This window comes from Burkholderia diffusa, assembly GCF_902499115.1.
In the GTDB taxonomy this organism is placed as follows: domain Bacteria; phylum Pseudomonadota; class Gammaproteobacteria; order Burkholderiales; family Burkholderiaceae; genus Burkholderia; species Burkholderia diffusa.
This window is the reverse complement of sequence record NZ_CABVPN010000005.1, coordinates 1-24,414: the sequence shown is the minus strand read 5'-3', so window position 1 is coordinate 24,414 and position 24,414 is coordinate 1. Positions and strand designations below refer to the sequence as shown.

General features: G+C 68.8%; 19 protein-coding genes and 2 pseudogenes. 6 read left to right on the top strand and 15 right to left on the bottom strand.

All coding sequences use genetic code 11. From position 1 onward, the window contains the following. Positions 1 to 104: 104 nt before the first annotated feature. A pseudogene (locus BTE28158_RS32400) lies at positions 105 to 402 on the top strand (porin); the annotation flags it as partial. A 204-nt stretch (positions 403 to 606) separates the two neighbouring features. Here BTE28158_RS32400 and BTE28158_RS32395 read toward each other — a convergent pair. Next, positions 607 to 765 (bottom strand): hypothetical protein, encoded by a 159-nt coding sequence (locus BTE28158_RS32395; protein WP_226114784.1) that lies wholly within the window; start codon positions 763 to 765, stop codon positions 607 to 609. Positions 766 to 1,148: 383 nt separating this feature from the next. Between BTE28158_RS32395 and BTE28158_RS06415 the strand changes: the two genes are divergently transcribed. Next, on the top strand, positions 1,149 to 1,433 hold the full coding sequence (locus BTE28158_RS06415) for a DUF4148 domain-containing protein (RefSeq protein ID WP_124620952.1): 285 nt from the start codon (positions 1,149 to 1,151) through the stop codon (positions 1,431 to 1,433). Between the two features lie 94 nt (positions 1,434 to 1,527). Here the strand turns inward: BTE28158_RS06415 and BTE28158_RS06410 are convergent, their stop codons facing one another. The 11 genes from BTE28158_RS06410 to BTE28158_RS06360 form a co-directional block, all read right to left on the bottom strand. Then, on the bottom strand, positions 1,528 to 2,955 hold the full coding sequence (locus BTE28158_RS06410; protein ID WP_151048416.1) for a heavy metal sensor histidine kinase: 1,428 nt from the start codon (positions 2,953 to 2,955) through the stop codon (positions 1,528 to 1,530). Next, on the bottom strand, positions 2,952 to 3,635 hold the full coding sequence (irlR, locus tag BTE28158_RS06405) for a heavy metal response regulator transcription factor IrlR (RefSeq protein WP_151048415.1): 684 nt from the start codon (positions 3,633 to 3,635) through the stop codon (positions 2,952 to 2,954). Before irlR ends, BTE28158_RS06410 begins: the two co-directional genes overlap by 4 nt. Further along, positions 3,635 to 6,847: an efflux RND transporter permease subunit gene (locus tag BTE28158_RS06400; RefSeq protein ID WP_151048414.1), complete on the bottom strand. Its 3,213-nt coding sequence runs from the start codon at positions 6,845 to 6,847 to the stop codon at positions 3,635 to 3,637. Before BTE28158_RS06400 ends, irlR begins: the two co-directional genes overlap by 1 nt. A gap of 56 nt (positions 6,848 to 6,903) precedes the next feature. Then, positions 6,904 to 8,373, bottom strand: a complete 1,470-nt coding sequence (locus tag BTE28158_RS06395) for an efflux RND transporter periplasmic adaptor subunit (RefSeq protein WP_151048413.1) — start codon at positions 8,371 to 8,373, stop codon at positions 6,904 to 6,906. A gap of 26 nt (positions 8,374 to 8,399) precedes the next feature. After that, positions 8,400 to 9,710 (bottom strand): TolC family protein, encoded by a 1,311-nt coding sequence (locus BTE28158_RS06390; protein ID WP_151048412.1) that lies wholly within the window; start codon positions 9,708 to 9,710, stop codon positions 8,400 to 8,402. A gap of 243 nt (positions 9,711 to 9,953) precedes the next feature. Next, positions 9,954 to 11,162 carry a phosphotransferase enzyme family protein gene (locus tag BTE28158_RS06385; RefSeq protein ID WP_151048411.1) on the bottom strand — a complete coding sequence of 403 codons (1,209 nt, stop codon included), beginning with the start codon at positions 11,160 to 11,162 and terminating at the stop codon, positions 9,954 to 9,956. A 36-nt stretch (positions 11,163 to 11,198) separates the two neighbouring features. Next, positions 11,199 to 11,810 (bottom strand): nicotinamide riboside transporter PnuC, encoded by a 612-nt coding sequence (gene pnuC, locus BTE28158_RS06380; RefSeq protein WP_059531890.1) that lies wholly within the window; start codon positions 11,808 to 11,810, stop codon positions 11,199 to 11,201. A 59-nt stretch (positions 11,811 to 11,869) separates the two neighbouring features. Further along, positions 11,870 to 14,101 carry a TonB-dependent siderophore receptor gene (locus BTE28158_RS06375; RefSeq protein ID WP_151048410.1) on the bottom strand — a complete coding sequence of 744 codons (2,232 nt, stop codon included), beginning with the start codon at positions 14,099 to 14,101 and terminating at the stop codon, positions 11,870 to 11,872. 619 nt (positions 14,102 to 14,720) lie between these two features. After that, positions 14,721 to 14,924: a DUF2970 domain-containing protein gene (locus tag BTE28158_RS06370; protein WP_021164122.1), complete on the bottom strand. Its 204-nt coding sequence runs from the start codon at positions 14,922 to 14,924 to the stop codon at positions 14,721 to 14,723. Between the two features lie 124 nt (positions 14,925 to 15,048). Further along, positions 15,049 to 17,112 carry a pyridoxamine 5'-phosphate oxidase family protein gene (locus BTE28158_RS06365; protein WP_151048409.1) on the bottom strand — a complete coding sequence of 688 codons (2,064 nt, stop codon included), beginning with the start codon at positions 17,110 to 17,112 and terminating at the stop codon, positions 15,049 to 15,051. Between the two features lie 31 nt (positions 17,113 to 17,143). Further along, positions 17,144 to 17,788, bottom strand: coding sequence for a glutathione S-transferase family protein (locus BTE28158_RS06360; RefSeq protein WP_151048408.1), 645 nt, complete (start codon positions 17,786 to 17,788; stop codon positions 17,144 to 17,146). Positions 17,789 to 17,914: 126 nt separating this feature from the next. Here BTE28158_RS06360 and BTE28158_RS06355 point away from each other — a divergent pair, with 126 nt between their 5' ends. Then, entirely contained in the window at positions 17,915 to 18,859 is a 945-nt protein-coding gene (locus BTE28158_RS06355) for a LysR family transcriptional regulator (protein ID WP_151048407.1), read from the top strand. Positions 18,860 to 18,922: 63 nt separating this feature from the next. Here BTE28158_RS06355 and BTE28158_RS06350 read toward each other — a convergent pair whose 3' ends face one another. Next, positions 18,923 to 19,579, bottom strand: coding sequence for a TetR/AcrR family transcriptional regulator (locus tag BTE28158_RS06350; RefSeq protein WP_059601379.1), 657 nt, complete (start codon positions 19,577 to 19,579; stop codon positions 18,923 to 18,925). A gap of 88 nt (positions 19,580 to 19,667) precedes the next feature. On the opposite strand from BTE28158_RS06350, the gene BTE28158_RS06345 reads away from it, so the two are divergent. The 3 genes from BTE28158_RS06345 to BTE28158_RS06335 are packed head-to-tail and all read left to right on the top strand — an operon-like array spanning position 19,668 to position 23,123. Then, positions 19,668 to 20,570, top strand: coding sequence for an SDR family NAD(P)-dependent oxidoreductase (locus tag BTE28158_RS06345; RefSeq protein WP_124901400.1), 903 nt, complete (start codon positions 19,668 to 19,670; stop codon positions 20,568 to 20,570). Next, complete coding sequence (locus BTE28158_RS06340) at positions 20,567 to 22,129, top strand: flavin-containing monooxygenase (protein WP_151048406.1); 1,563 nt, start codon at positions 20,567 to 20,569, stop codon at positions 22,127 to 22,129. The genes BTE28158_RS06345 and BTE28158_RS06340 overlap by 4 nt, the downstream gene beginning before the upstream one ends. 7 nt (positions 22,130 to 22,136) lie before the next feature. Then, positions 22,137 to 23,123, top strand: a complete 987-nt coding sequence (locus tag BTE28158_RS06335; protein WP_124901402.1) for an alpha/beta fold hydrolase — start codon at positions 22,137 to 22,139, stop codon at positions 23,121 to 23,123. A 40-nt stretch (positions 23,124 to 23,163) separates the two neighbouring features. On the opposite strand, the gene BTE28158_RS06330 is transcribed toward BTE28158_RS06335, so the two are convergent. Together BTE28158_RS06330 and BTE28158_RS33070 are read right to left on the bottom strand one after the other, a co-directional pair. After that, positions 23,164 to 23,562 carry a carboxymuconolactone decarboxylase family protein gene (locus BTE28158_RS06330; RefSeq protein WP_151048405.1) on the bottom strand — a complete coding sequence of 133 codons (399 nt, stop codon included), beginning with the start codon at positions 23,560 to 23,562 and terminating at the stop codon, positions 23,164 to 23,166. Between the two features lie 378 nt (positions 23,563 to 23,940). Beyond that, positions 23,941 to 24,414, bottom strand: a pseudogene (locus BTE28158_RS33070) (highly repetitive protein); the annotation flags it as partial.

Below are 24,414 nucleotides of genomic sequence, written 5' to 3'. Positions count from 1 at the left end.
TATGAACACGGGATGACGATTTCGTCATCGCACGCCTCTCCGTTGATCGTAGTGCGAAGCAAATCAACGGAATGCTTCGGCACACATGACGCGCGGACGACAGCGGCTCCTTCAACTATCCGGCGAGCGCGAGCCTGCTCATCGGCGTCGGCTACCGCTACACGAAAGCCCGTGGCGATACGAGCGCTACCTATCATCAGGTGTCGGCTGGCGCGGACTACGTGCTGTCGACACGCGCCACTCTCTATGCGGTCGGCGCGTGGCAACGCGCGAACGTCGAGCAACGCACGTTCGACGACGGCACGCAGACGGCGCAGGCGTCGATCGGCTCCTACGGCTACGACGGCACGCGCACGGCGCACGCAAGGGATCGTCAATCTCGGGCTGCGCCATCGCTTCTGATCGAGGCAGCGGCAACGCGCGGGCACGCGCATGACGAAAATTTCATCTTCGGATCAGGTTCGCGATGGATCGTGTCGCTACGATCGGATGCGCGACGGGCGATGCCCGTTGCAATCCACGCAAGCGGATCGCTGTCACACGGCACGATTACGCGTTCGGCCCGGACACAGCGTGTGCCGGGCCATTTTTCGTACGTGTGACGGATCAACGCGTGACGTTGCGTTTCGGGAACAGGCACGGATGGGTCTTCACGTAGAAGTTCGGATTGCCGCAGCGATGCCCCGCATAGTCGATCTGCTCGCCAGGCATCAGGCCGGTCGGCACTGAATTGCGCGCGGCCTTCGGTGCGGACGATCCGGCCATTCCGGTATCGGGACGGGATGAGGCGCAACCGGCGACCAACGGGGCAATCAGCAGGGCAAACAACGACAGGCGAATGGCGAGGCGATCCACGATCTGGTCCGGAACGAAAGTCGAAACGAGACCGCCCGCCTTCCATGCCGGCGCGGCGAACGGTGCGCATGCCGTCGACACCATCGGCCGTCGGCAAGCGCCATGCTCCGCTCTCCGCTCATCGCACGCATGACCCGAACATGACGATTGCGTCATGTCGGCGCGGCCCGCACGTTGCACACGCCGCCACGCAATCTGACGGATTTTTCATCTGCCGATCACGGTCACGCTCGGCTGTTTTCGCATACTGGGTCCATGGATCGCCACCCGGCGGCCCCACCAAGGAGAACTCAATGAAAACGGTAAAACTCGCTGCCCTGTTCGTCACCGCGACGCTGTCGCTCGGCATCGCCTCGCAAGCCGCGTTCGCGCAAACTCAAACGCAGGGCAAGACCCGCGCGGAAGTCATCAACGAACTGAAGCAGGCGCAGCACGACGGCGTGGTGCCGACGAGCAAGACGCAGTACCCGCCGGCCAGCGAGATCGTCGCGCGCAACAAGGAGCTTCACGGGCTTTCGGTACATGCCGGCGAGAAGGCGCCGCAGGCCGACAATCACGACAGCCTCGCGACCCGCTGATGGCGGTCAGGCGCGGACGCTGCCGCGCGATCGCAGGCAGCGTGCCGCGCACCGCCGTATCGCAGCGAACGCGCGGCCGTGCCGGCGTGCGATCTCAAGCATGGGCCGCCGGCACCGTGTTCGGCGCGACCTGCGGCCGCTGCGGAAAGCGCAGCCAGAATGTCGTGCGCCGGCCGGGATCGCTGTCGACGCCGCATTCGCCGCCATGATTGTTCATGATCGACCGGACGATCGCGAGGCCGAGGCCCGTCCCCGACGCCGAGTTGTGCCGCGACGGATCGACGCGATAGAAGCGCTCGAAAATCCGCGCGACATGCTGCGCATCGATGCCCGGCCCCGTATCCGATACGGCGATCGTCGTCGCGCCGGCCTGTTCCGAACAATCGATCGTCACGACGCTGCCGCGCGGCGCGTACGCCAGCGCATTGGACAGCAGGTTGCTCAACGCGCGCTGGTACAGCGTGAGATCCGCATCGACCCATGCGTAACCGTCGACCTTCACCGACACGCCCGCATCCTCCGCAAGCGGCTCGTAATAGCCGGCGACACGCGAGGCTTCCTCGGCCGCATCGAGCCGCCGCACGTCGATCGACGTGCCGGCCTGCTCCGAGCGCGCGAGGAACAGCATGTCTTCGATCATCCTCGACAGCCGCTGATACTCGTCAATGCTCGACTCGATCACGCTCCGGTATTCGTCCGCGCTACGCGGCTGCGACAGCACGACCTGCGCGGCCGCCTGCAGGTTCGTGAGCGGCGTGCGCATGTCGTGCGCGAGATTCGACGAGAACTGGCTCAACCGCGTAAACGATTCGTCCAGGCGAGCAAGCATCCCGTTGAACGCATGCTCCAGCTCCTTCAGTTCGCCTGACGTATCGAGTTCCGGCAGCGGATGAGCCAGGCGGCTCGTCGACATCTGCTCGGCCCGCGCCGCGAAGCGCCGGAGCGGGCTCAGCCCGAGCGCCGCGATGCCGTATGCGATCGCGGCCGCCAGCACGACGCCGAACACCTCGATCACGACGATCGTATAGGCATGCGTGCGCAGCAGCAGCACGTCGGCGCTGCGGTCGTACTGCACCGCGACGCGCACGACGGGCGCGCCCGCGCCGGCGAGCGGCACGGTCATCACCAGATACTGGTGCCGCACGCCGGGCGGCGCGACGAATACCGGGAGGCGGCCCGCATCCGTCGACAGCAGCGGCGCGTAGGTCCGGAATCCCGGCGTGCCGACGATGCGCGTGCCGGCCGCATCGTAGATCGCCAGATCCATGTTCGGATGCCCATGCAACTGGTCGACCCACATATCGGGGTTGCGCGCGACGTCGGCCGTCGAGCGCGCCTCCGCCAGGTGCGTGCCCAGCGCGGCCGAAATACCGGCCATCTGCTCGGCCGCCGTCGTCTCGATGCGATTGCTCAACGCCTCGTACAGCGCGACGCCGCTCGATGCGAGGATCACCGACGTCGACAGGATGATCAGCGCGGTCAGGCGTCCGCGCAGCGTGCGCGGCAGCAGGCGCGCGATCATTTCGCCGCGCCGTCGCGCACTTCGAGCACGTAGCCCATCCCGCGCACGGTGTGGATCAGCTTCGGTTCATAGGCGTCGTCAATCTTCGAGCGCAGTCGCCGGATCGCGGAATCGACGACGTTCGTATCGCTGTTGAAGTTCATGTCCCACACCTGCGACGCGATCGTCGCGCGCGGCAGGATCTCGCCTTCGCGACGCATCAGCAGCCACAGCAGCGCGAATTCCTTCGCGGTCAGCAGGACCGTGTCGCGCTGCCGCATGGCCTTGCGGCGCGTCAGGTCGAGTTCGAGATCGGCCACGCGCAGCGTGTTCGAATCGCGCGGCTGGCCGCGCCGCAAGATCGACTTGATGCGCGCGGTGAGTTCGACGAAGTCGAAAGGCTTGGCCAGGTAATCATCAGCGCCGAGTTCGAGCCCCTTCACGCGATCGCCGACGTCGTCGCGCGCGGTGAGGAACAACACGGGCGTCGACTTGCTGCGGCGCAGGTTCTGCAGCAGCGTCCAGCCGTCCTGCCCCGGCAGCATTACGTCGAGCACGAGCAGGTCGTACTCCTCGGTCTCGGCCTGGTGCTGGCCCGTGATGCCGTCCTCCACCCAGTCGACGACATAGCCGGCTTCGGTCAGGCCCTTGCGCAGATAGGCGCCCGTTTTCGGTTCATCCTCGACAATCAGAATTCGCATCACGCATTACCCTTGAAGAAACCCAGCCGCCGCAGCACGCCCGCGCCGAACCCGCCGCGCAAGATCGCGCGCCACGACACCGCGTGGCTCACGCGGTACAGCACCGGCAGCACCAGCAGCGTCAGCGCCGTGGACGACAGGATACCGCCGATCACGACCGTCGCGAGCGGGCGCTGCACCTCGGCGCCGGTGCCGCTCGCGAACGCCATCGGCAGGAAGCCGAGCGACGCGACGAGCGCGGTCATCAGCACGGGCCGCAGCCGCGTGAGCGCGCCTTCGCGCACGGCCGCGTCGAGCGGCATCCCTTCGTCGCGCAGGTTGCGGATGAACGAGATCATCACGAGCCCGTTGAGCACCGCGACGCCCGACAGCGCGATGAAGCCGACCGCCGCCGTGATCGACAGCGGAATCCCGCGCAGCCACAGCGACACCACGCCGCCGCTCAGCGCGAACGGAATGCCGGTGAACACCAGCAGCCCGTCCTTCACGTTGTTGAACATCACGAACAGCAGCAAGAACACCATGAACAGCGCGAGCGGCACGACGAGCTTCAGCCGCTCGCTCGCACTCTGCAACTGCTCGAACTGGCCGCCCCACGACACCCAGTAGCCGGCCGGCACGCGCACGTCCTGCTGCAGCTGCTCGCGCGCGTCGGCGACGAACGAGCCGACGTCGCGGCCACGCACGTTCGCGCTGACGACGACGCGCCGCTTGCCGTCCTCGCGGCTGATCTGGTTCGGGCCCGGCGCGACCTCGATCGTCGCGAGTTCGGCCAGCGGCACGTACGGCGCCTGCGCGAGCGGCGCGCTGGCGCCCGCGGCCGGCGCGGGCAGCGCGATCGGCAGCCGCTTGATCGCCTCGATGTCGGAGCGCAGCTCGTCCGGCAGCCGCACGACGATGTCGAAGCGCCGGTCGCCCTGGAACAGCGTCCCCGCCTTCTGCCCGCCGACGGCCGCGGCCACCGTATCCTGCAGGTCGGCGACCGTCACGCCGTAGCGCGCGAGCTTGTCGCGGTCGAGGTTGACGGTCAGCACGGGCAGGCCGGTGGTCTGCTCGACTTTCACTTCGGAAGCGCCCGGCACCTTCTGCAGCGCGGCCGCGATCTGCTCGCCGGTCTGGTTCAGCACCGCCATGTCGTCGCCGAAGATCTTCACCGCGACGTCGCTGCGCACGCCCGAGATCAGCTCGTTGAAGCGCAGCTGGATCGGCTGCGAGAACTCGTACGCGTTGCCCGGCAGTTCCGCGAGCGCCGCCTCGATCTCGCGCACGAGCCGATCGCGCGGCTTCTTCGGGTCGGGCCACCGGTCGGCCGGTTTCAGCATGATGTAGCCGTCAGACAGGTTCGGCGGCATCGGATCTGCCGCGATCTCGGCCGTGCCGGTGCGCGCGAACACGCGCTCGATTTCCGGGAAGCGCGCCTTCAACGTCTTCTCGATCGCCTTCTGCATCTCGACCGACTGCGACAGGCTCGTCCCGGGAATCCGCAGCGCGGCGACCGCGAGATCGCCCTCGTTCAGGCTCGGGATGAACTCGCTGCCGAGCCGCGTCGCGAGCCCGAGCGTTGCCAGCACGATCGCACCGGCGCCGAGCATCACGCGCGCGGGGCGGGTCATGAACGCGGCGAGCACCGGCTCGTACGCGCGCCGCGCCCAGCCCATCAGCCGGTTCTCCTTCTCCTCGACCCGCTCGCCGATGAACAACGCGACGGCCGCCGGAATGAACGTGACGGTCAGCACCATCGCACCCGCGAGCGCCATCACGACGGTCACGGCCATCGGATGGAACATCTTGCCTTCGACGCCGGTCAGCGCAAAGATCGGCAGGTACACCACCATGATGATCAGTTGCCCGAAGATCAACGCGCGCCGCGCTTCCTGCGACGCGCCGAACACTTCCGCAAAGCGCTCGTCGCGCGTGAGCGGCCGCCCGGCCGCCGACTGAGCATGCGCGAGCCGCCGCACGCAGTTCTCGACGATCACCACCGCGCCGTCGACGATGATCCCGAAATCGAGCGCACCGAGACTCATCAGGTTCGCGCTCACCTTCGCGTTGACCATGCCGGTGAAAGTCATCAGCATCGACAGCGGAATCACGAGCGCGGTGATCAGCGCCGCGCGGATGTTGCCGAGGAACAGGAACAGCACGGCAATCACCAGCACCGCGCCTTCGAGCAGGTTCTTCTTCACCGTCGCGACGGCTTTCTCGACGAGCACCGTGCGGTCGTACACGGGAATCGCCTTCACGCCGGCCGGCAGCGTGCGGTTCACGTCCTCCATCTTCGCGGCGACGGCCTTCGCAACGGAGCGGCTGTTCTCGCCCATCAGCATGAACACCGTGCCGAGCACGACCTCCTCGCCGTTCGACGTCGCGGCGCCAGTACGCAGCTCGCGGCCGATGTCGACCTGCCCGACCTCCTTCATCCGCACCGGCACGCCGCCGACGTTGGTCAGCACGATGTTCGCGATGTCGTCGACGGTGCGCGCCTGGCCCGGCACGCGCACGAGATACTGTTCGCCGCGCTTTTCGATGTAGCCGGCGCCGACGTTGTCGTTGTTGCGCTCCAGCGCGCGCACGACGTCGGCGAGCGTCAGCCCGTACGACATCAGCTTCGCCGGATTGGGCGCGACGCGGTATTCCTTCACGTAGCCGCCGATCGAGTTCACCTCGGTCACGCCGCGCACGTTGCGCAGCTGCGGCCGGATGACCCAGTCCTGCAGCTCGCGCAGGTCGGCCGCCGTATAGCGCGTGCCGTCGGGCTTGCGTGCGTTGGCGTCGGCCTCGACCGTCCACAGGTAGATCTCGCCGAGGCCGGTCGACGTCGGTCCCATCGCGGGTGCGATGCCGGCCGGCAGCTTGTCCTTCGCTTCCTGGATGCGCTCGTTGACGAGCTGCCGCGCGAAATAGATGTCGGTGCCGTCCTTGAAGATCACCGTGACCTGCGACAGCCCGTAGCGCGAAATCGAGCGCGTCTGTTCGAGGCCCGGCAGCCCGGCCATCACCGTCTCGACCGGGTAGGTGATGCGCTGCTCGGCCTCGAGCGGCGAGTAGCCGGGCGCGGCCGTGTTGATCTGCACCTGCACGTTGGTGATGTCGGGCACCGCATCGATCGGCAGCTTCTGGTAGCTGAACACGCCCAGCGCGGCCACGGCCGCGATCGCCAGCATCACGAGCCAGCGGTGCGCAATCGCAAAGCGGATCAGGCGTTCAAACATGGCAGGATTCCTTGAGGCGGGGACCGGCCACTGCGTGGGCCGTCGGTGCGTGACGTTCATTCATGTTCCGCACTCCCCTTGCCGAGCTCGGCCTTCAGCACGAAGCTGTTCGAGGCCACATATTCCTGGCCCGGCTTGAGCCCCTTCAGCACTTCGGTCGCGCGTTCGTCGCGCCGCCCCGTCTCGACGGCCTGTGCGACGAAGCCCTTCGGCGAGCGCACGAATACCGACGGCACGCCGTCGACGTCTTGCAGCGCGTCGCTCGTGATCGCGAGCGCAACGGCCTGCTTGCCCGCGTCGACCGACACGTTCACGAACATCCCCGGCCGCCACACGCCGTCCGGGTTCGGCAGCACGACGCGCGCGGGCGCGGTGCGCGTCTGTTCGCCGAGCAGCGAGCCCACGTAAGCGATCGGGCCGCTCGAGCGCGATTCGAATGCGGTCGCGCTGACGGTCGCGTCGCGGCCGACACGCACGTCGTTCAGCCGCTGCGCGGGCACGGCCATCTCGGCCCACACCGTCGACAGGTCGGAGATCACGAACATGCTCGCGTCGGCCGCGATCGCTTCGCCGGGCGTCGCATGCTTCTCGACGATCGTGCCCGCAAACGGCGCGCGCAACTCGTAGCGATTCAGCGCGCCCGCGCCCGCCGGCGCGTTCAGTGCGGCCAGTTTCTGCCGCGCGTTCTGCACGGCGATCTCGGCCTCGCGCAACTGAACCTGCGCCTGCTGATAGTCCTGTTCCGCCGAGATGCGCTCCTGCCACAGCGTGCGTTCGCGTTCATAGGTCGCGCGCGCACCCGACAACCGGCGTTCGGCGGTCAGTAGTTCGCTGCGACGGTCCGCGAGATCGGTGCTCGCGATCACGGCCAGCACCTGCCCCTTCGCGATGTTCTGCCCGAGCGACACCGACACCTGTTCGACGATGCCGGCCACGCGCGGCACGACGTGCGCGGTGCGATCCTCGTTGAATTTGATCTCGCCCGGGAGCTGGAACGGCGTGGCGATCTGCGCGGGGCCGGCCTTCGCGAGCGCGATCTTCGACGTCCGCAATTGCGCGTTGGTCAGCGCGATCGCGCCGTCCGCGCGGGCGAACGGGAACGACGCGGCCTGGTTGCCCGCCTTGATGTCGATCGTCGCGTCGAACACGTGCGGCTTCGCGATCGACTGCGCCGAAACGAACTTCTGGCCTGCCGCGTCGAAACGCATGGGTTCGTGTGAGCGGTCGTACCGCACCAGCGTGCCGGACACCGCAACGCCCTTATCGACCGGCTTGCCGTCGACGAACGGATAGACGACGAGCCGCGCGTCGCCGGGCTTTTCCGTCATCACGATCTCGACGGACAGTTTGCCGCGCGTGAGCACGACGCCACCGTGCGAGCCGGTGCCAACGCCGTCGGCCGCCTGTGCGGCTTCGGTGCCCGCGGGGGCGGACACACTGCCTCGCGTGACGGCGAGCGCGCCGAGCACGATCCCGACGCCGCCGAGCACGGCCGCCGCAATGATGAAGATTCTGCTGCGTGACATGATGATCCTTCAGGTAAGAAGCGCGGCTATTGCGCGACGGCCGCGAGCGGCGTCCCGACGAGCCGGCCGATGTCGGCGCGGGCCGCATGCGCGTCGGCGAGCGCGCGCACGTATTGCGATTGCCCCTGGAACAGCGTGCGCTGCGCGTCGAGCACGTCGAGGAAGCTGAACTTGCCGAGCTCGTAGCCACGCGACATCGCGTCGAGCGCGCGCCGCGCGCCGGGCAGGATGTCGGTCTTCAGCCGCCGCGCTTCCTGCGCCGCCGCGTCGAAATTCGCATACGCCTGTGCAAGTTCGAGCCGCAGCCGCGTACGTTCGCGGTCGAGATCGGCATTCGCGCGCTCGGCCTTGTGCGTCGCTTCGAGCAGCGCGCCACGGTTCGTGTCGAACAGCGGAATCGGAATCGACACGCCGACGACCGCCTGGTTGTCGGGCACGCCGCCGGTCGTCACCCGCTTCACGCCCGCGCTGACCGTCACGTCGGGAATACGCCGCGCGCGTTCGAGCGACACGGCCGCGTTCGAGCGCAGCATCTCCGCACGCGCGACGCGGGCGAGCGGCGCGTCTTCGAGCTGCGCGGTCAGCGCCGACAGCGGCTCGACCGCAGGCACCGTTTCCAGATCGCCGAGCGCGACGCGCCGGTCGCCGCGCGCTTCACCCATCGCCGCATTCAGCTTCTCGCGCGCGACGTCGACACGGCCGCGCGCGGTCGTCACCTCGATCTGCACGCCGGCCGCCGCCACCTGCGCCTTGGTCGCCTCGACCGGCGACACCTTGCCGGCCTGCGCGCGGCGCCCCGCGAGGTCCGCCGAGCGCGCGGCGATCGCGGCCGACTCTTCGGTAACCTGAAGTTGCCGCTGCGCGGCAAGCAATCCGTAGAACGCCGCGATCACATCGGCGCGCACAGCGGCAACCTGCTCGTCGAGCGACGCGTTCGCGGCCTCCCGGCTGTACGATGCGACGTCGAGCCGCGCGCGACGCTTGCCCCCGAGCTCGAGGGTCTGGTTGATCAGCGCGGTCGACGTGCGTTCCGCGCGGCTGAAGCCTTCCTGCAGGAACGACACTTCCGGATTGGGACGTGCGCCGGCCTGCATCAGCGCGCCGGCCGATGCATCGACGTCCGCACGCGCGCCGCGCAGTGCCGGGTTGTTGCTGGCTGCCGCCGCGAGCGCGTCGGACAGCGTCAGCGACGGGGAAGAAGATATGTCGGACGGCGACGCGGCACCGGAAGCCGTCGGGGCCAAGGCCTGGGCCGGTGCCGTGACCTGCAGCGACTGCGCATGGGCCGTCGCGGCCGTCGCGAAGACGACGGCCACGGCGAGGGTGAGCTTGAGCATGTTCGGTTCTGCGATAACGGTTCGCACCGATGCTACGGATCGGGTGCAGTGCGAACATGAGCCGAAGATGACAATTCCGTCATGTTGAATGCGACGGAGTGCGGACGTGCGGCGTCCTGCGGCAGCAGGATCCGCTTCGTAGATCAGAGGATTTCAGTGAATGTGCGGTGCGATTGCCGCGCGGAAGAAAAATGAGGCCCGGCCAGCCGACACTGCCGGCTCGTCAATGTCCGGCACGCAGCGTTACACGCTGCCCCGCTTCGCGCGCCGGCGTTGCACCAGCCAGTCGAGCAGGTCTCGTCCGTCGCGTTCGCCGAACCAGCGCGCGTGCCCGAGCAGGTAGCCGTCGTACGCGATGTCGACGATCGCCGGGGCGTCGATGATGCACCCGAAATACGCGACCTCCGACAGCGCGAACTCCACATGCACGATCGGCAGCATCGCGACCAGCGCCGCGTACGCATCGTCGCTCAGCGGTTCGAGCGATTCGTAGCCGTCGAGCAGCGCATCGATGTGCGCGTATTCGATGCGGCGCGCATCGGCCGGCGCCATCCAGTCGATCGCATTGCGCTCGATCGCCAGCGCGACGTCCATCACCGCGCACGTGCGATCGGACAGGCCGAAGTCGAGCACCGTGCGCACCCGCGCGCCGGGGCCGGCATCGGTCCACAGCAGGTTCGACGCATGCCAGTCGCCGTGCGTCCACAGCGGTGGCAGCGCGGGCAGCAGCGGCACGAGGCGCGCATGATACGGGCCGATCGCATCCGCCACAGCGCCACGCCAGTCGCGCGTGCCGAGCGCGCGCACCAGCAGCGGCTGCGCATCGACCCAGCGTTCGAGCGCGCCCGCCAGATCGGTGGACGACAGCACCCGGAAACTCGACAACAGCGTGCGCACGGGTCGCGCCGGCGCATCGTAGCCGGCCGACGCGCGATGCAGTTCGGCCAGTGCGCGGCCGGCCGCGTACGCATGCGAAGCATGGGTGAACGGCTGCCACGACATCACGCCGCGATACGCGTCGACACCGGGCGCGACCGCGTGCACTTCGTAGGTCCAGTCGCCGGATGCAAACGCGGTCGCACCGTCGCGACCGGCGAGCACGTCGGCAACCGGAATGCCGCGTTCACGCAGATGCGCGATGAAGCGATGCTCTTCCTCGAGCCCGGCGACATCACGCAGGCTCACGTGATGACGCTTGACGAACAGCGTGCGCTCGTCTGTCGTGCGCACCAGCACGGCCGCCGAGAACGGCCGCGGGCTGTGCCACGCAAGCCGCGCCGGCGCGCCGACGCCATCGATCCGCGCGAGCACGCCCGCGACTTCGTCGTGCGTCATCAGCGGCCAGTCGCGTTCGGCCTGCTCGCCGTCGACGCCGAATTGCGGCGGGGCGACGTCCCGCGCGTCGGCAGCGTCACGCGACGCAGGCGCGTTCGGCTCGAGAGGAAATGTCATGGACGACGCAGCTCCGTAGTTGAATCGGCCCGTGAATCAGCCCGCCGGGCTCGCCGTTGCACGCAGCGCGTCGGCCGTCCGGCTCCAGTCGCGCCAGCCGATGACGGCGAGCGCGATGAACAGCGCATAGAGTCCGGCCGTCAGATACAGTTCCTTGAACACGAACATCCCGACATACACGACGTTCACGACGATCCACAACCCCCACGACGCGATGTAGCGCCGCGCGGTCCAGTATTGCGCGACGAGGCTGAACGCGGTCAGCGACGCATCGACGAACGGCAGCGCCGCATCGGTCCAGCGCGCCATCATTCCGCCGAGCAGCGCGCTGCCGACAACGGCCGCGATCAGGTCGGGCAACATCTGCCGGGGCCGCACGCCGGTGACGGGCGCGACGTCGCCTGCCGGCGCCGCGCCGCCGCTCGCCTCGAGCGTACGCTGCGCGATCCAGCGGCGCCAGCCGTACACCTGCAGCACCGCGAACGCGCCCTGCAGCAGCATGTCGGAATACAGCTTCGCGTCGAAGAAGATCCAGCCGTACAGCGCGACCGACGCGAGCCCGACCGGCCAGCACAGCATGCGCCGCTTCGCGGTCAGCCAGATCGCGAGCGCGCTGACGATCACGCCGGCGATTTCGAGTGGGGACATCGTCTGTACTCTCCTGGTTGGCTGCCGGGGCCGCGCATCACGCGGCCGGGTCCGGACGATCAGAAATCATAGGTCAACGATACGCGGGCGGTGCGCGGCGCGCCCGGGAACAGGTACGCGTCGCCCTGCTGCTCGCCCGCGTCGCGCCAGTAGAACTTGTTGAACAGGTTGTCCACCGACACGCGCAGCACCGTGCGATGGCCCGCGATCTTCGTCGTGTAGCGCGCGCCGAGATTGAACACGAACCACGACGGCACGCGCGCGGTGCCCTCTTCGTTCGCGTTGCGGCCCGCGCTGTATTCGACGCCGCCGAGCATGTTCAGTCCCGCGACGCCCGGTACCGCGTAGTCCGCATACAGCGACGCGCGCAGCGCCGGCACGTTGATGATCTGGTGCCCTTCGTACGCCGGCGAACCCGAATCGTACGCGCGCGCGCGAATCGCCGCGACGCTCGCCGTCAGCGACAGCCGCTCGGTGAGCCGTCCGGCCGCGCCGAGCTCGATCCCCTGGTGGCGCTGCGTGCCGCGCTGCACGAAGGTATAGCTCGTGCCGGACGCATCGGGATCGGCGAACTGGAACGGCTTGCTGATCGAGAACACGGCGGCCGTCAGACTCAGCCGGTCGAGCCAGTCGTATTTCGCGCCGAGCTCGAACTGGTGCGATTCGACCGGCGGCAGGAACGCATACGCGTTGGTCGCGCGCACCGGCGCCTGGTCGCCGAGCGACAGCGCCTTGCTGTACGACGCGTACAGCGACAGCACGTTCACCGGCTTGTAGACGAGCGCGACCTGCGGCAGGAACACCGAGCGATCGGTGTGCGTCGCCTCGCCGTCGAGGCTGCTCCAGCTGCGCTGGCGCAGCAGCACTTCCTTGCCGCCGGCGAGCACCTGCCAGTGTTCGCCGATGCTGATGCGGTCGAGTCCGAACACGCCGTACTGCCATGAATCGAGCTGCGGATACGACGGCCCGGCCGTATTCGGCGACGGCGCGAACGCGACGTCGGGTCCATAGATGTTCTCGCTGCCCACATAGTCGTACACGGCGTTCGCCATGTGCACGACGCGGCGCTGCACGCTCACGCCGAGCGTCAGTTCATGGCGCAGCGGGCCCGTTGCGAACTTGCCCGTCGTCACCGCACGCAGGTCGTCGTTGCGACGGTATTCGCCGGGGCTGCGGAAGTCGTAGACGTCGTAGTCGCCGTTCGCGCCGAAGAAGAACGGCGACGTCGTGCCGGCCGCGCAGCTCGCCGCGTAATAGCAGCCGTACGCGAACGCGCTGTTGTCGTCGATCATCGTGCGGCTGCGACCCGCCGCGACATACGCCTTCCAGTCGTCGTTGAACTGGTAGTCGAAGCGCGCGTTCAGGTTCAGCGCATCGGTCGTCACCGGCTTCGCCCACGGCTGCGTGCCGAGCGCCTTCGACGTCGTCTTGACCGACGGCACGACGGTTCCGCCGAGCAACTGGTAGCCGGGCGCGGAACGCTGGATCCACTGCTGGAATTCGGCGTTGAGCTGCAGGCTCGCGCGTGGGCTGATGTCCCAGTCGGCGGCGATCGAGCCGAACGTGCGCCGTCCGTTCGTGCCGTCGATGTACGAGTGCATGTTCTCCTTCGCGGCATTGATCCGGAACCCGAACTGATGGTCGGGGCCGAAGCGGCGGCCGAGATCGACGGCCGCCGACGTCGAGCCGCGGCTGTCGACACCGCCCGTCACGCTCGCGACGTTCGCCGAGCGCTTCGTCACGAAGTTGATCACGCCGCCCGGCGCGACCACGCCGCTGTCGATGCCGGCCAGCCCTTTCAGGATCTCGACGCGCTCCTTGTTCTCGAGCGGCACGTTCTGCTCGCCGGACACCGTCAGACCGTCGATCCGGATCGCACTCGCGAGATCGACCGGGAAGCCGCGGATCGCGAAGCCTTCGAAATAGCCGACCGGCGCGTAGTCGTTGACGACCGATGCGTCGTTGCGCACCACGTCGCTCAGGCGCTTCGCCTGCTGGTCGTCGATCTGCGCGCGCGTGACGACGTTGACGGACGCCGGCGTGTCGCGCAGCGGCGCATCGTCGAGCCCCGTGACCGATGCTTCGCGCGCACGAAACGTGTTCTCGCGCGCGCCGGTAACCGTGATCGTCGGTAGCGCTGCGCTGCCGGAAGCGTCGGCGTCCGGCGCCAGTGCGTCGCCCTGTGCCGCAGCGGCCTGCGCCGCGAAAAGCGTGATGCCGAGACCGACGCCAAGCCCGGCCTTCGTGCGCCGCCGCCGTGCGGGCGCCGCTGTTGTTCTATTCACCGTCATTGTTCTGGATGGAAAACTCGCCACTCGACCCTGTCGAAACACTCGAAACTCGTTATGCAACCGCGAAGCGCGACCTCGCGCAAGAATCCGCAACGGTCCCTGCGGCCGCCGGGCACGAACGTCGACACGACATTCGCCAGACGAGTCGGACGATCGGGCCGCATGCGTGCCGATCGATCGGGAAAGCGCAGGATGGGACATCGGATGACGATGAAGCGCCGGGCAACGACGCAGCCGTCGACCGCTTCGTCGGGGGCGTGTCGGGCGGACGGCGGCATCGCGCGGTCTTGTCATGCGGGGGGACGCTTCGAACGCCCCGTCACGGGCGCGACGTACTTGCGCGCGCCATTCGCTGGAACGGCGGCGTGCCCGTCGCGCACGACATCGCGGCGCGGCGCGCATTTTACCCCGGGCGGGGCCGACCGCCCTGGAATCGGGCAAATCGGAGGCGTGGAAGGCGGGAACGGAAACCGCGCGACTCACGCGGCACGGCGACGGTGCCGATGTGCGCGTGACTGGCGTTGTGCGCGGCCACGTCGATGACCGGCACAGTCACGTGCCGGTCACGCGGCGGGAAACCGGAGCGGGAACGTTCGCCCGCCCGCGATTCGGCGGTCGGTCAGAACCCCTGCATCGTCGCGGTCGGATCGACGACCAGATGCACGACACCGTAGATGACCGCGCCGACGAGCAGCGCGAGCACGATCGCCACGAACGGCAACAACGTGTAGTTGACGTTCGCGAGATCGGCGGCGTGCGCCTTGCTGTTGCGTACGCCGAAGAAACTCCACAGGACCAGCTTGATCATGCCGAGCAGTTTCATGGTTATGCTCCTTTCATCGAATCGGTTGACGCTATCGTCGATCCGACAGGTCTCCGGAAAAAGAAGCAGATGCGCGCGCTTTTCACGCAGCAGGCCGCCTGCGGCGGCATGTCGCATGGGTTGTTCAGCGGTCGAGCACGAGCGGCTCCGTGGCACCTTCCGCCGGCCGCGCGACGCACAGCAGCGCGCAGCCGGGTTCGACCGTCGCATCGGGCGGCTGCACGTAATCGACCGCACCGGACAGCACGCGCGTCGCGCACGTACCGCACGCCCCCGACCGGCATTCGGACGGCACCGCCACCCCCTGGTCTTCGGCGAATTCGAGCAGCGTACCGTCCTCGGGCGTCCAGGCGGCGGCGTCGCGCGCCGAGCGGCGGAACACGACGGGCATGCTTGCCACGGCCGCCGCCGCTGCCGTGCGGGCCACGCCGCGCACGACGCTCGACGGTCCGAACGCCTCGAAGCGGATCCGCTCGTCCGGCACGTTCAGCGCGCGCAATCCGTCGTACAAATCGCGCATGAACGCGGACGGCCCGCACAAGTAGAAGTCGTAGTCGTCGAACGGCAGGATGCGCTTCAGTTGCGCGACGTCGATGCGGCCCGGTCGCGCCGCGCCGTCGCGCTGCGGCCGGCTGTCGAACCAGTGCAGCGATACGCGGGCGTCGGCGTCCGCGATGCGCGTCAGTTCCGTCGCGAACGGCCGGTCGGCCGTATCACGCGCGCCGTGCACGAACACCACGCGGCGCGACGGTGCGTCGTCGGCCAGCGCGCGGCGCAATATCGCGATCATCGGCGTGATGCCGATGCCGGCCGACACCAGCACGGCCGGACGCGGGCTCGCGACGTCGAACGTGAAGCGGCCGCGCGGCATCTGCGCGTCGAGCGTCATCCCGGCGCGCGCATGGTCGTGCAACCAGGCCGATACACGTCCTTCGCGCTTCACGGTGATCCGGTAATGCGACGCGCCGGGCGCATCGGACAGCGTGTAGCTGCGGATCGTCGGTACATCGCCGTCCGGCAGCGCGACGCGCAGCGTCAGATGCTGACCGGCTTCGTAGGCCGGCAACGCGCCGCCATCCGCCGGTTCGAAATGAAACGAGCGGATCGCGCGCGCTTCGTCGACGATCTTCGCGACGCGCAGCGGGCGCCAGGTGGAGGGCGATGCCGATGCCGACGATGAGACAGACGCCGCCACCGCCCCGCCCGCGCTCGCCGCCCCCGCCATCCCCGCAAACTGCGGCGCCCGCTCGACCGCCGACCACCGGAACGGCAGCACGCCGCGCGTGCGCCGCACTTCCCGCACATGAAACCGCACGACCCGTTGCGCGCCGTCGAACGACGCAACGAGCGGCCCGTCCCACACGATCTCCGCCCGCGCGGCGACATACAGCAGGTCGCCGCTGTCGAAGTCGACGAACAGCAGCCCCGCGCGCGGATCGTGCTGCAGGTTGCCAAGCGTGTTGAAGAAGCGATTGCCGCTGAAATCGGGCGTCGTCAGCGTCTGCGCGTCGTCGACGCGCACGAAGCCCGGCATGCCGCCGCGATGCGACACGTCCGCGCCGCGCGCGGCGCCCGCACCGGCCGACGTGTTCGCACTCGCGACGAAGAACGTATCGGCCTGCGCGAGCAGCGCCCGGTCGGCATCGGTCAACCGGTCCGACACGTCGGCCTCGCCGAGCGCATCGCCTTCGCGCGCCACGAACGTCGGCTTGCGCCCCTGGATGTACTTCGCACAGTTGCCGAAGCTCTGCTCGACCGCGATCGTCAGCGCACCGCCGTCTACCGCGCGCACGATGCCGTTCACGCGATTGCGCCGGCGCGTGTCGAACTCGATCCCGAGCCCGCCGAGCGGCGCGCCCGGCTGCCACGCGCCCGCCAGCGGATCGCCGGGCAGCGCATCGCCGTCGATGCGCAGCGTGCGCGCGTCCGGCGCCGTCACGAAGCCGGGCATCCCGACCCGCAGTGTCGCCCACGGCTGCCCGCCCGCATCGACGCCGCCGAGCACGAAGAACGGCAACTGCGCAAAGAACGCCCGGTGCTGGTCCGGCATGAAGCGGCGAATTCCGCGCCGGCCGGCCGTGCCCGCGGCCTCCGTCACGCCCGCGCGCTGCTGCACGGCAAGTTCGCCCGCATGAAACGGCGCAACGTCGAGTTCCCAGCCCGGTACGGCGGCGGTCGGCGTGGTCATCGCGTTCTCCCGGTAAAGGCGCGGCTTCGCGTCAGGCGGCAAGCAGGCCGGCGCGGGTCGGCGGCATCGCGACGAAACCCGGCAGGGCCTCGACGCGGGCGAGCCACGCGCGCACGTGCGGATACGGTTCCAGCGACACGCCGCCTTCCGGCGCGTGCGCGATGTACGTGTAGGCGGCAATGTCGGCGATCGTCGGCTGCGCGCCAGCGGCGAACGGCTTGCCGGCGAGTTCGCCGTCGATCACCGCGAGTACCTTCGCGGCCGTGCGCATGGCGGCGTCGTGATCGAGCGGCGCGCTGAACACGGTGACGAGCCGCGCTGCGGCCGGCCCGGACGCGATCGGCCCGGCCGCGTACGACAGCCAGCGCTGCACGGTCGCCGCGCCGGCGGCATCGTCGGGCAGCCAGTGCGCGTCGCCGTAGCGCTTCGCGAGATAGACGAGGATCGCGTTCGAATCGGCGAGCACGGTGCCGTCGTCGTCGATCACCGGCACCTGGCCGAGCGGATTGAGCGCGAGGAACGCGGGTTCGCGCTGCGCGCCGGCCGCGAGGTCGACGTCGATCGTCTCGAACGGCAACCCGAGCAGCGACAGGAACAGCCGGACGCGATGCGCGTGCCCCGACAACGGAAACGAATAGACACGAGCCGGACGGGCGGGCTTGCTGGCGGCGGGCATGGAAAGGCTCCTGGATCTCGCGCCGCCGGGAATCGGCGACGAACGGCCCCAGCGTAGCGCTCGCCGTTCACGTCCAGAAGACGGATAATCGCTGAAACATTATCCTCTCCCATAGGACAATCGACGATGGCCGATCTGCGCGACGTGAACCTGAACCGGCTGGCGATCTTCGTCGCGGTGGTCGATGCCGGCTCGCTGACGGCCGCGGCCGAACGGCTCGGCCTCGCGAAAACGGTCGTCAGCACGCACATGCAGCGGCTCGAATCCGAGGTCGGCGCGAACCTGCTGGTGCGCACCACGCGGCGGCTGAGCGTGACCGATGCGGGGCGCGCGTTCTACGATGCGTGCCGCGACATCGTGCGCGCGACCGAAAGCGCGCTCGACGCGGTGTCGTCCGACACGGGGCCGCTGCGCGGCACGCTGCGGGTGAGCGTGCCGATCGACTATGGCTCGCTGGTCGTCGCGCCGGCCATCGTCGCGCTGCGCGACGTGCATCCGGGTCTCGACGTCGAGCTGATCGCGAACGACCGCATCGTCGATCTGGTCGCGGACAATCTCGACGTCGCGATCCGCATCGGCCGCCTCGCGGATTCGAACTATCGCGCGGTGCAGCTCGGCGAGTACGAGAAGTGGCTGGTCGCGAGCCCCGCGTTCGTCGCGCGGCACGGGCTGCCGCGCGATCCGGACGCGCTCGCCGCGCTGCCGTTCGTGATGCTGTCGACGCTGTCGCGCCCGCATACGCTCGAACTTCACGACCCGAGCGGCGGCCACACGTCGGTGCGCTGCATCGCGCCGGTCGTGTCGAACACGGCGACGGCCTGCCGTGCAATCGCGCTCGCGGGCGGTGGCTTCGGCCTCCTGACGGATTTCTCGATCGCGGAGGATGTCGCGGCCGGCCGGCTCGTCCGGCTGCTGCCCGCATGGCGCTCGGCGCGGGCCGGGATTCACGCGGTGTATCCGTCGACGCGGTTGCCTTCGCCGAAGGTGCGTGCGTTCATCGATGCGATGAAGGCGAGGATCGGGGACGCGCGGTCAGCGATGGCGGCACGATCGAAACGCTCGAGGGGGTGAAGCGTCGGATGGCTTTGCGACGCAACCGGATGCGAATCGCGCAAGTCCGTTCGTCACCGCATCCTAGCCCGCTTCCCGCAACGTCCCCAGCAGCACCTTCCTGCAACTCGCGACCATCTGCGCCTCCGGGTCGCGATAGCCGGTGAGCAGCCACGCCGCGCCGACGTTCGTCATCGCGCCGACCAGCGCGAGCCCGACCAGCCGCTGCTCGGTGCGCTCGGCGGGCGTCACGGCCTCGCCCGTCGCGCCGATCGCCATGATCAGCTTGCCGAAGTCGATCAGCATCCGCTGATACGTCATGTCGGTGTCGGCGCTCACGCCCATCACCTCGAGCAGCAGCACGCGCGCCGCGCACGGGTCGCGCAGGAATCCGAAGAATGCGGCGAGCCCCGCATCGATGCGCTCGCGCAAATCGCCGCCGCGCTCGGCCACTGCCCGCTCGACCGCGTCGTGCAACTGCTGCGCGTGATGCAGGTAGGTGCAGCGCAGCAGATCCTCGGTGCTGTCGAACGCCGCATAGAAATAGCGGTCGTTGAGCTTCGCTTCCTGGCAGATCGACCGCACGGTCGCCTTGCGGAAACCGACCGTGCCGAACACGCGCGTCGCCGCGCGGATCAGCGCATCGCGCCGCTCGGCCGCCCGCACCTCGGGCGCCACGCCACCGTATGCCCGGCCCCGTTTTTCCGTTTCGAGTGCTTTCTCCATTTCGCTATTTGACATCAGGACACCCGAAAACTAAAGTGGTGACGAACAACACCACAATAAGCGCGCCGCCGACGCAGCGCAAGCGGAACGGGAGGAACGACGGATGAAGGGTTTTTCCGGCAAGGTCGCCGCGATCACGGGCGCCGGTTCGGGCATGGGCCGCAGCCTCGCGGTCGAGCTTGCGCGGCGCGGCTGCGACGTCGCGCTCGCCGACGTCAACGAGGTCGGGCTCGCCGGCACGGCGGCCGCGTGCGCGACGCACGGCGTGCGCACGAGCACGCGTCGGCTCGACGTCGCCGATCGCGATGCGGTGTTCGCGTGGGCCGATTTCGTGCGCGCCGAACACGGCAAGGTCAACCTGATCTTCAACAACGCGGGCGTGTCGCTGGCCGCGAGCGCGGAGACCGCGCGCATCGCCGATCTCGAATGGATCGTCGGCATCAACTTCTGGGGTGTCGTGCACGGCACGCAGGCGTTCCTGCCGCATCTGCGCGCGTCGGGCGACGGGCACGTGATCAACACGTCGAGCCTGTTCGGGCTCGTCGCGATGCCGACGCAGAGCGCGTACAACGCGACCAAGTTCGCCGTGCGCGGCTTCACCGAGGCGCTGCGGATGGAGCTCGAACTCGACGGCGCGCCGGTCAGCGCGACCTGCGTGCATCCGGGCGGCGTCGCGACCAACATCGTCGACGCGAGCCGTGTCGACACCAGCATCCGCGCGCTCACGGGGCAGGACGAAGCAACCCACCGCCGTCAGGCGAATCGCCTGATCAACGCGACGACGGCCGACGATGCCGCTCGGCAGATCCTCGCCGGCGTCGAGCGCAACGCGCGCCGCGTGCTGGTCGGCGCCGATGCCCGCCGCCTCGACAAGCTCGCGCGCCTGCTCGGCGCCGGCTACCAGCGGCTGGTGCTGCGCCACGTGCGCCGTGCCCGCGCACGCAATCTCGAGCGCACCCATGCACCGGCCGCGCTCCCGACCACGCCGACCAAGGACGCCGCATGACCTCGACGACGACCGACCGGCGCGATGCGCCGTCCGCCTGCGGCGACAGCCGCGACCTCGACGTGCTGATCGTCGGCGCCGGCCTGTCCGGCATCGGTGCCGCCTATCACCTGAAGCAGCGCTGCCCGTATGCGAGCGTGGCGATCATCGAGGCGCGCGACGCGATCGGCGGCACCTGGGATCTGTTCCGCTATCCCGGCGTCCGTTCGGATTCCGACATGTTCACGCTCGGCTACAGCTTCCGCCCGTGGCACAGCGACAAGGCGATCTCGGACGGCCAGACGATCCTCGACTACGTCCGCGACACCGCGCGCGCGTATGGCATCGACAAGATGATCCGCTACGGCCAGAAGGTGGTCGCGGCCGACTGGGATTCGAATCGCGCACGCTGGACGGTACGCATCGAGCGCACGCGCGACGGCACGGTCGACACGCTCGCCTACACGTGCCGCTTCCTCTACATGTGCAGCGGCTATTACGACTACAACGGCGGCTACCTGCCCGACTGGGCCGGCATGGACTCGTTCGAAGGCCGAATCGTGCATCCGCAGCAATGGCCGAAGGACCTGTCGTATGCAAACCGGCGCGTCGTCGTGATCGGCAGCGGCGCGACGGCCGTCACGCTCGTGCCGTCGATGGCGGCCGATGCGAAGCACGTGACGATGCTGCAGCGCTCGCCGACCTACATCGTGTCGCTGCCTGCGCGCGACAAGATCGCGAACGCGTTGCGCCGCGTGCTGCCGTCCAGGCTCGCGCACCGGATCGTGCGCATGAAGAACGTACTGCTGACGATGTACCTGTACAACGTGTCGCGCCGCAAGCCCGAGCAGACCAAACGGTTCATCATCCGCGCGGCCGGCAAGCAGCTCGGCCCCGACTTCGACGTCGCGAAGCATCTGACGCCGCGCTACATGCCGTGGGACCAGCGCGTGTGCCTCGTGCCGAACGGCGACCTGTTCAAGTCGATCCGTGCGGGCCGCGCCTCGATCGTCACCGACGAGATCGAGCGCTTCACGCCGACCGGCCTGAAGCTGAAGAGCGGCCAGCAGCTCGACGCGGACGTGATCGTCACCGCGACCGGGCTGAAGGTGAAGATGCTCGGCGGCGCGCGCGTCACGGTCGACGGCCGCGCGGTCGATCTGCCACAGACCGTGTCGTATAAGGGAATGATGTACAGCGACGTGCCGAACCTCGCGTCGTCGTTCGGCTACACGAACGCGTCGTGGACGCTGAAGGCCGAGCTGATCGCGCGCTATGTGTGCCGGCTGCTGAACCACATGCGCGCGAACGGCTACGACACCTGCGTGCCGCGGCTCGGCGCCGGCGACCTCGGCGACGTGCCGGCCGTGAACCTGAGCTCGGGCTACATCCAGCGCGCGGCCGGCATCCTGCCGAAGCAGGGGCATCGCAAGCCCTGGAAATTCCATCAGAACTACGTGCTCGATCTCGCGTCGCTGAAATTCAGCGGGCTCGCCGATTCGGCGATGCAGTTCGAACGCCGCGCGAAAGCCGGCCCGGCCGCCGCGCCGGTTGCCGAACCCGTACTCGAATCCCGTTGAGGCCGACATGACCCATACGCTCCACCTGATCCAGAACGTGCTGCTCGGCGTCGTCGCGGTGCTCGCCGCGCTTGCGCTGTTTTCCGGCTACGTCGCGCGCCGCGTGACGCGCGCGTTTCCGCCCGAAGGCCGCTTCGTCGACATCGGCGGCGACCACATCCATTACGTCGAATACGGCAGCGGCCCGCCGCTCGTGTTCGTGCACGGGCTCGCCGGGCAGTGGCGCAACTTCGCGTACCTGCCGCTCACGCGGCTCGCGCAGCACCATCGCGTGATCCTCGTCGACCGGCCCGGCGCCGGCCGCTCGCTGCGCGGCGCCAGTTCGCAGGCGAACGTGTTCGCGCAGGCCCGCACGGTCGCCGCGTTCATCGACGCGCTGAAGCTCGACCGGCCCGTGCTCGTCGGCCACTCGCTCGGCGGCGCGATCGCGCTCGCGGTCGGGCTCAACCATCCGGAGCGCGTCAGCCGGCTCGCGCTGATCGCGCCGCTGTCGCACGAGCAGACCGAGCCGCCGGCGCCGTTCAAGCCGCTGATGCTGCCGTCGCCGCTGGTGCGCCGCTTCGTGTCGTGGACCTTCGCGATCCCGCTGACGATCCTGACCGGCCGCAAGGCCGTGAGCCAGGTGTTCGCGCCGGAAGCCGTGCCGCGCGACTTCCCGGTGAAGGGCGGCGGATTGCTCGGGCTGCGGCCGCACGTGTTCTACGCGACGGCAACGGACCTGCTGTCGGCGCCCGTCGACCTCCCTGCGATGGAGCGCCGCTACGCGGACCTCTCGTTGCCGGTCGACGTGCTGTATGGCCGCGCCGATCCGATCCTGAACTGGCGTACGCACGGCGAAGCGCTGGCGCGGAAGTCGGCGCGCGTGCGGCTGAAGGTCGTCGAGGGCGGGCACATGCTGCCGGTCACGATTCCGGACGCGACGGCCGACTGGCTGCTCGAAGTCGCCGCCGCGCCGGTCGAAGCGCCGACGCAGGGCGCACACGTCGAGCATTGATCGTCGGCGGGCCTGACGGCTGGCATGCGCCGTGTGCCGGTCAGGCTTCGTCGTCGGGCAGCGACAGCCCGAGCTCCGTCATGACCTCACGCGCGCTGCGGAACGCCTCGACCGCCGCCGGCGCGCCCGCGTACAGCGCGCTATGCAGCAGCACCTCGCGAATCTCGACGAGGCTCGCGCCGTTGTTGAGGGCGCCACGCACGTGGCCCTTCAGCTCCGCGCTGCGGCCGAGCGCGGCCAGCATCGCGCAGGTACAGAGGCTGCGCGTCTTCAGGTCGATCCCGCCGCGCTGCCACGTACTGCCCCACGCGTGCTCGTTCAGCCAGTTCTGCAACGGACGCGAAAAACCGTCGAGGTCGCGCATCGCGCGCTCGACGAACGCCTCGCCCATCACCTCGGTGCGGCGCGCCTTGCCCTGCTCCATGTCCTGTTCGCTCATGTCGTGTCCCTGTCTTGAGTCGTGGCCGCTTCGGCGTCGCCCGCGGCCGGGTTGGTTCACGTCATGTTCCCGGCGCACGGGCGTTTCGTCAAAGACGCCGGCCTCGGGTCGCGGCCGGCCACGTCACACACGGAACGTCGGGTCGAACGCTACGTAACATCCGGCCCGGCGTTACGGTTCCTTACGGGAACATCACGGCGAGCGCGTCGGCGCGTCTGGCGTCTCCGTCGCGCGAAACCGCCATTCCTCCGTTTAAATCGCGCCGATATTCCCGATTCCCACAACAATGCGCTGACGCATTTCGCGAAAGGTGTCATGGCGCGGAATTTGCAGTGATGGCCCGGACACAACTTCCAATGTCGAGGCCACCATGCACCATTACTTGAAAAAGACGGCGGTATCGCTGGCCGTCCTGTCGCTGCTCACACTGTACGGCTGCGGCTCGGTCGACGGACCGGTCACACCGTCGATCAAGCCGAGCTCGTCGGGTACGTCCGGCGGTGGTACCTCGGGCACCTCCGGTACGTCGGGTAGCTCCGGTACGTCGGGCACCTCCGGTACGTCGGGCACTTCCGGTACGTCGGGCACTTCCGGCACGTCGGGCACTTCCGGCACGTCGGGCACTTCCGGCACGTCGGGCACTTCCGGTACGTCGGGCACCTCCGGTACGTCGGGCACTTCCGGCACGTCGGGCACTTCCGGTACGTCGGGCACTTCCGGTACGTCGGGCACCTCCGGTACGTCGGGCACTTCCGGCACGTCGGGCACTTCCGGTACGTCAGGCACTTCCGGCACGTCGGGCACTTCCGGTACGTCGGGCACTTCCGGCACGTCGGGCACCTCCGGTACGTC

What these genes read in the sequence shown, in the direction of transcription:
- irlR (WP_151048415.1), bottom strand. Translation starts at nt 3,635, where the DNA reads ATGCGAATTCTGATTGTCGAGGATGAACCGAAAACGGGCGCCTATCTG.
- BTE28158_RS06360 (WP_151048408.1), bottom strand. Translation starts at nt 17,788, where the DNA reads ATGCCCGCCGCCAGCAAGCCCGCCCGTCCGGCTCGTGTCTATTCGTTT.
- BTE28158_RS06345 (WP_124901400.1), top strand. Translation starts at nt 19,668, where the DNA reads ATGAAGGGTTTTTCCGGCAAGGTCGCCGCGATCACGGGCGCCGGTTCG.
- BTE28158_RS06375 (WP_151048410.1), bottom strand. Translation starts at nt 14,101, where the DNA reads ATGACGGTGAATAGAACAACAGCGGCGCCCGCACGGCGGCGGCGCACG.
- BTE28158_RS06390 (WP_151048412.1), bottom strand. Translation starts at nt 9,710, where the DNA reads ATGCTCAAGCTCACCCTCGCCGTGGCCGTCGTCTTCGCGACGGCCGCG.
- BTE28158_RS06385 (WP_151048411.1), bottom strand. Translation starts at nt 11,162, where the DNA reads ATGACATTTCCTCTCGAGCCGAACGCGCCTGCGTCGCGTGACGCTGCC.
- BTE28158_RS06365 (WP_151048409.1), bottom strand. Translation starts at nt 17,112, where the DNA reads ATGACCACGCCGACCGCCGCCGTACCGGGCTGGGAACTCGACGTTGCG.
- BTE28158_RS06400 (WP_151048414.1), bottom strand. Translation starts at nt 6,847, where the DNA reads ATGTTTGAACGCCTGATCCGCTTTGCGATTGCGCACCGCTGGCTCGTG.
- BTE28158_RS06415 (WP_124620952.1), top strand. Translation starts at nt 1,149, where the DNA reads ATGAAAACGGTAAAACTCGCTGCCCTGTTCGTCACCGCGACGCTGTCG.
- pnuC (WP_059531890.1), bottom strand. Translation starts at nt 11,810, where the DNA reads ATGTCCCCACTCGAAATCGCCGGCGTGATCGTCAGCGCGCTCGCGATC.
- BTE28158_RS06350 (WP_059601379.1), bottom strand. Translation starts at nt 19,579, where the DNA reads ATGTCAAATAGCGAAATGGAGAAAGCACTCGAAACGGAAAAACGGGGC.
- BTE28158_RS32395 (WP_226114784.1), bottom strand. Translation starts at nt 765, where the DNA reads ATGGCCGGATCGTCCGCACCGAAGGCCGCGCGCAATTCAGTGCCGACC.
- BTE28158_RS06410 (WP_151048416.1), bottom strand. Translation starts at nt 2,955, where the DNA reads ATGATCGCGCGCCTGCTGCCGCGCACGCTGCGCGGACGCCTGACCGCG.
- BTE28158_RS06395 (WP_151048413.1), bottom strand. Translation starts at nt 8,373, where the DNA reads ATGTCACGCAGCAGAATCTTCATCATTGCGGCGGCCGTGCTCGGCGGC.
- BTE28158_RS06340 (WP_151048406.1), top strand. Translation starts at nt 20,567, where the DNA reads ATGACCTCGACGACGACCGACCGGCGCGATGCGCCGTCCGCCTGCGGC.
- BTE28158_RS06355 (WP_151048407.1), top strand. Translation starts at nt 17,915, where the DNA reads ATGGCCGATCTGCGCGACGTGAACCTGAACCGGCTGGCGATCTTCGTC.
- BTE28158_RS06370 (WP_021164122.1), bottom strand. Translation starts at nt 14,924, where the DNA reads ATGAAACTGCTCGGCATGATCAAGCTGGTCCTGTGGAGTTTCTTCGGC.
- BTE28158_RS06330 (WP_151048405.1), bottom strand. Translation starts at nt 23,562, where the DNA reads ATGAGCGAACAGGACATGGAGCAGGGCAAGGCGCGCCGCACCGAGGTG.
- BTE28158_RS06335 (WP_124901402.1), top strand. Translation starts at nt 22,137, where the DNA reads ATGACCCATACGCTCCACCTGATCCAGAACGTGCTGCTCGGCGTCGTC.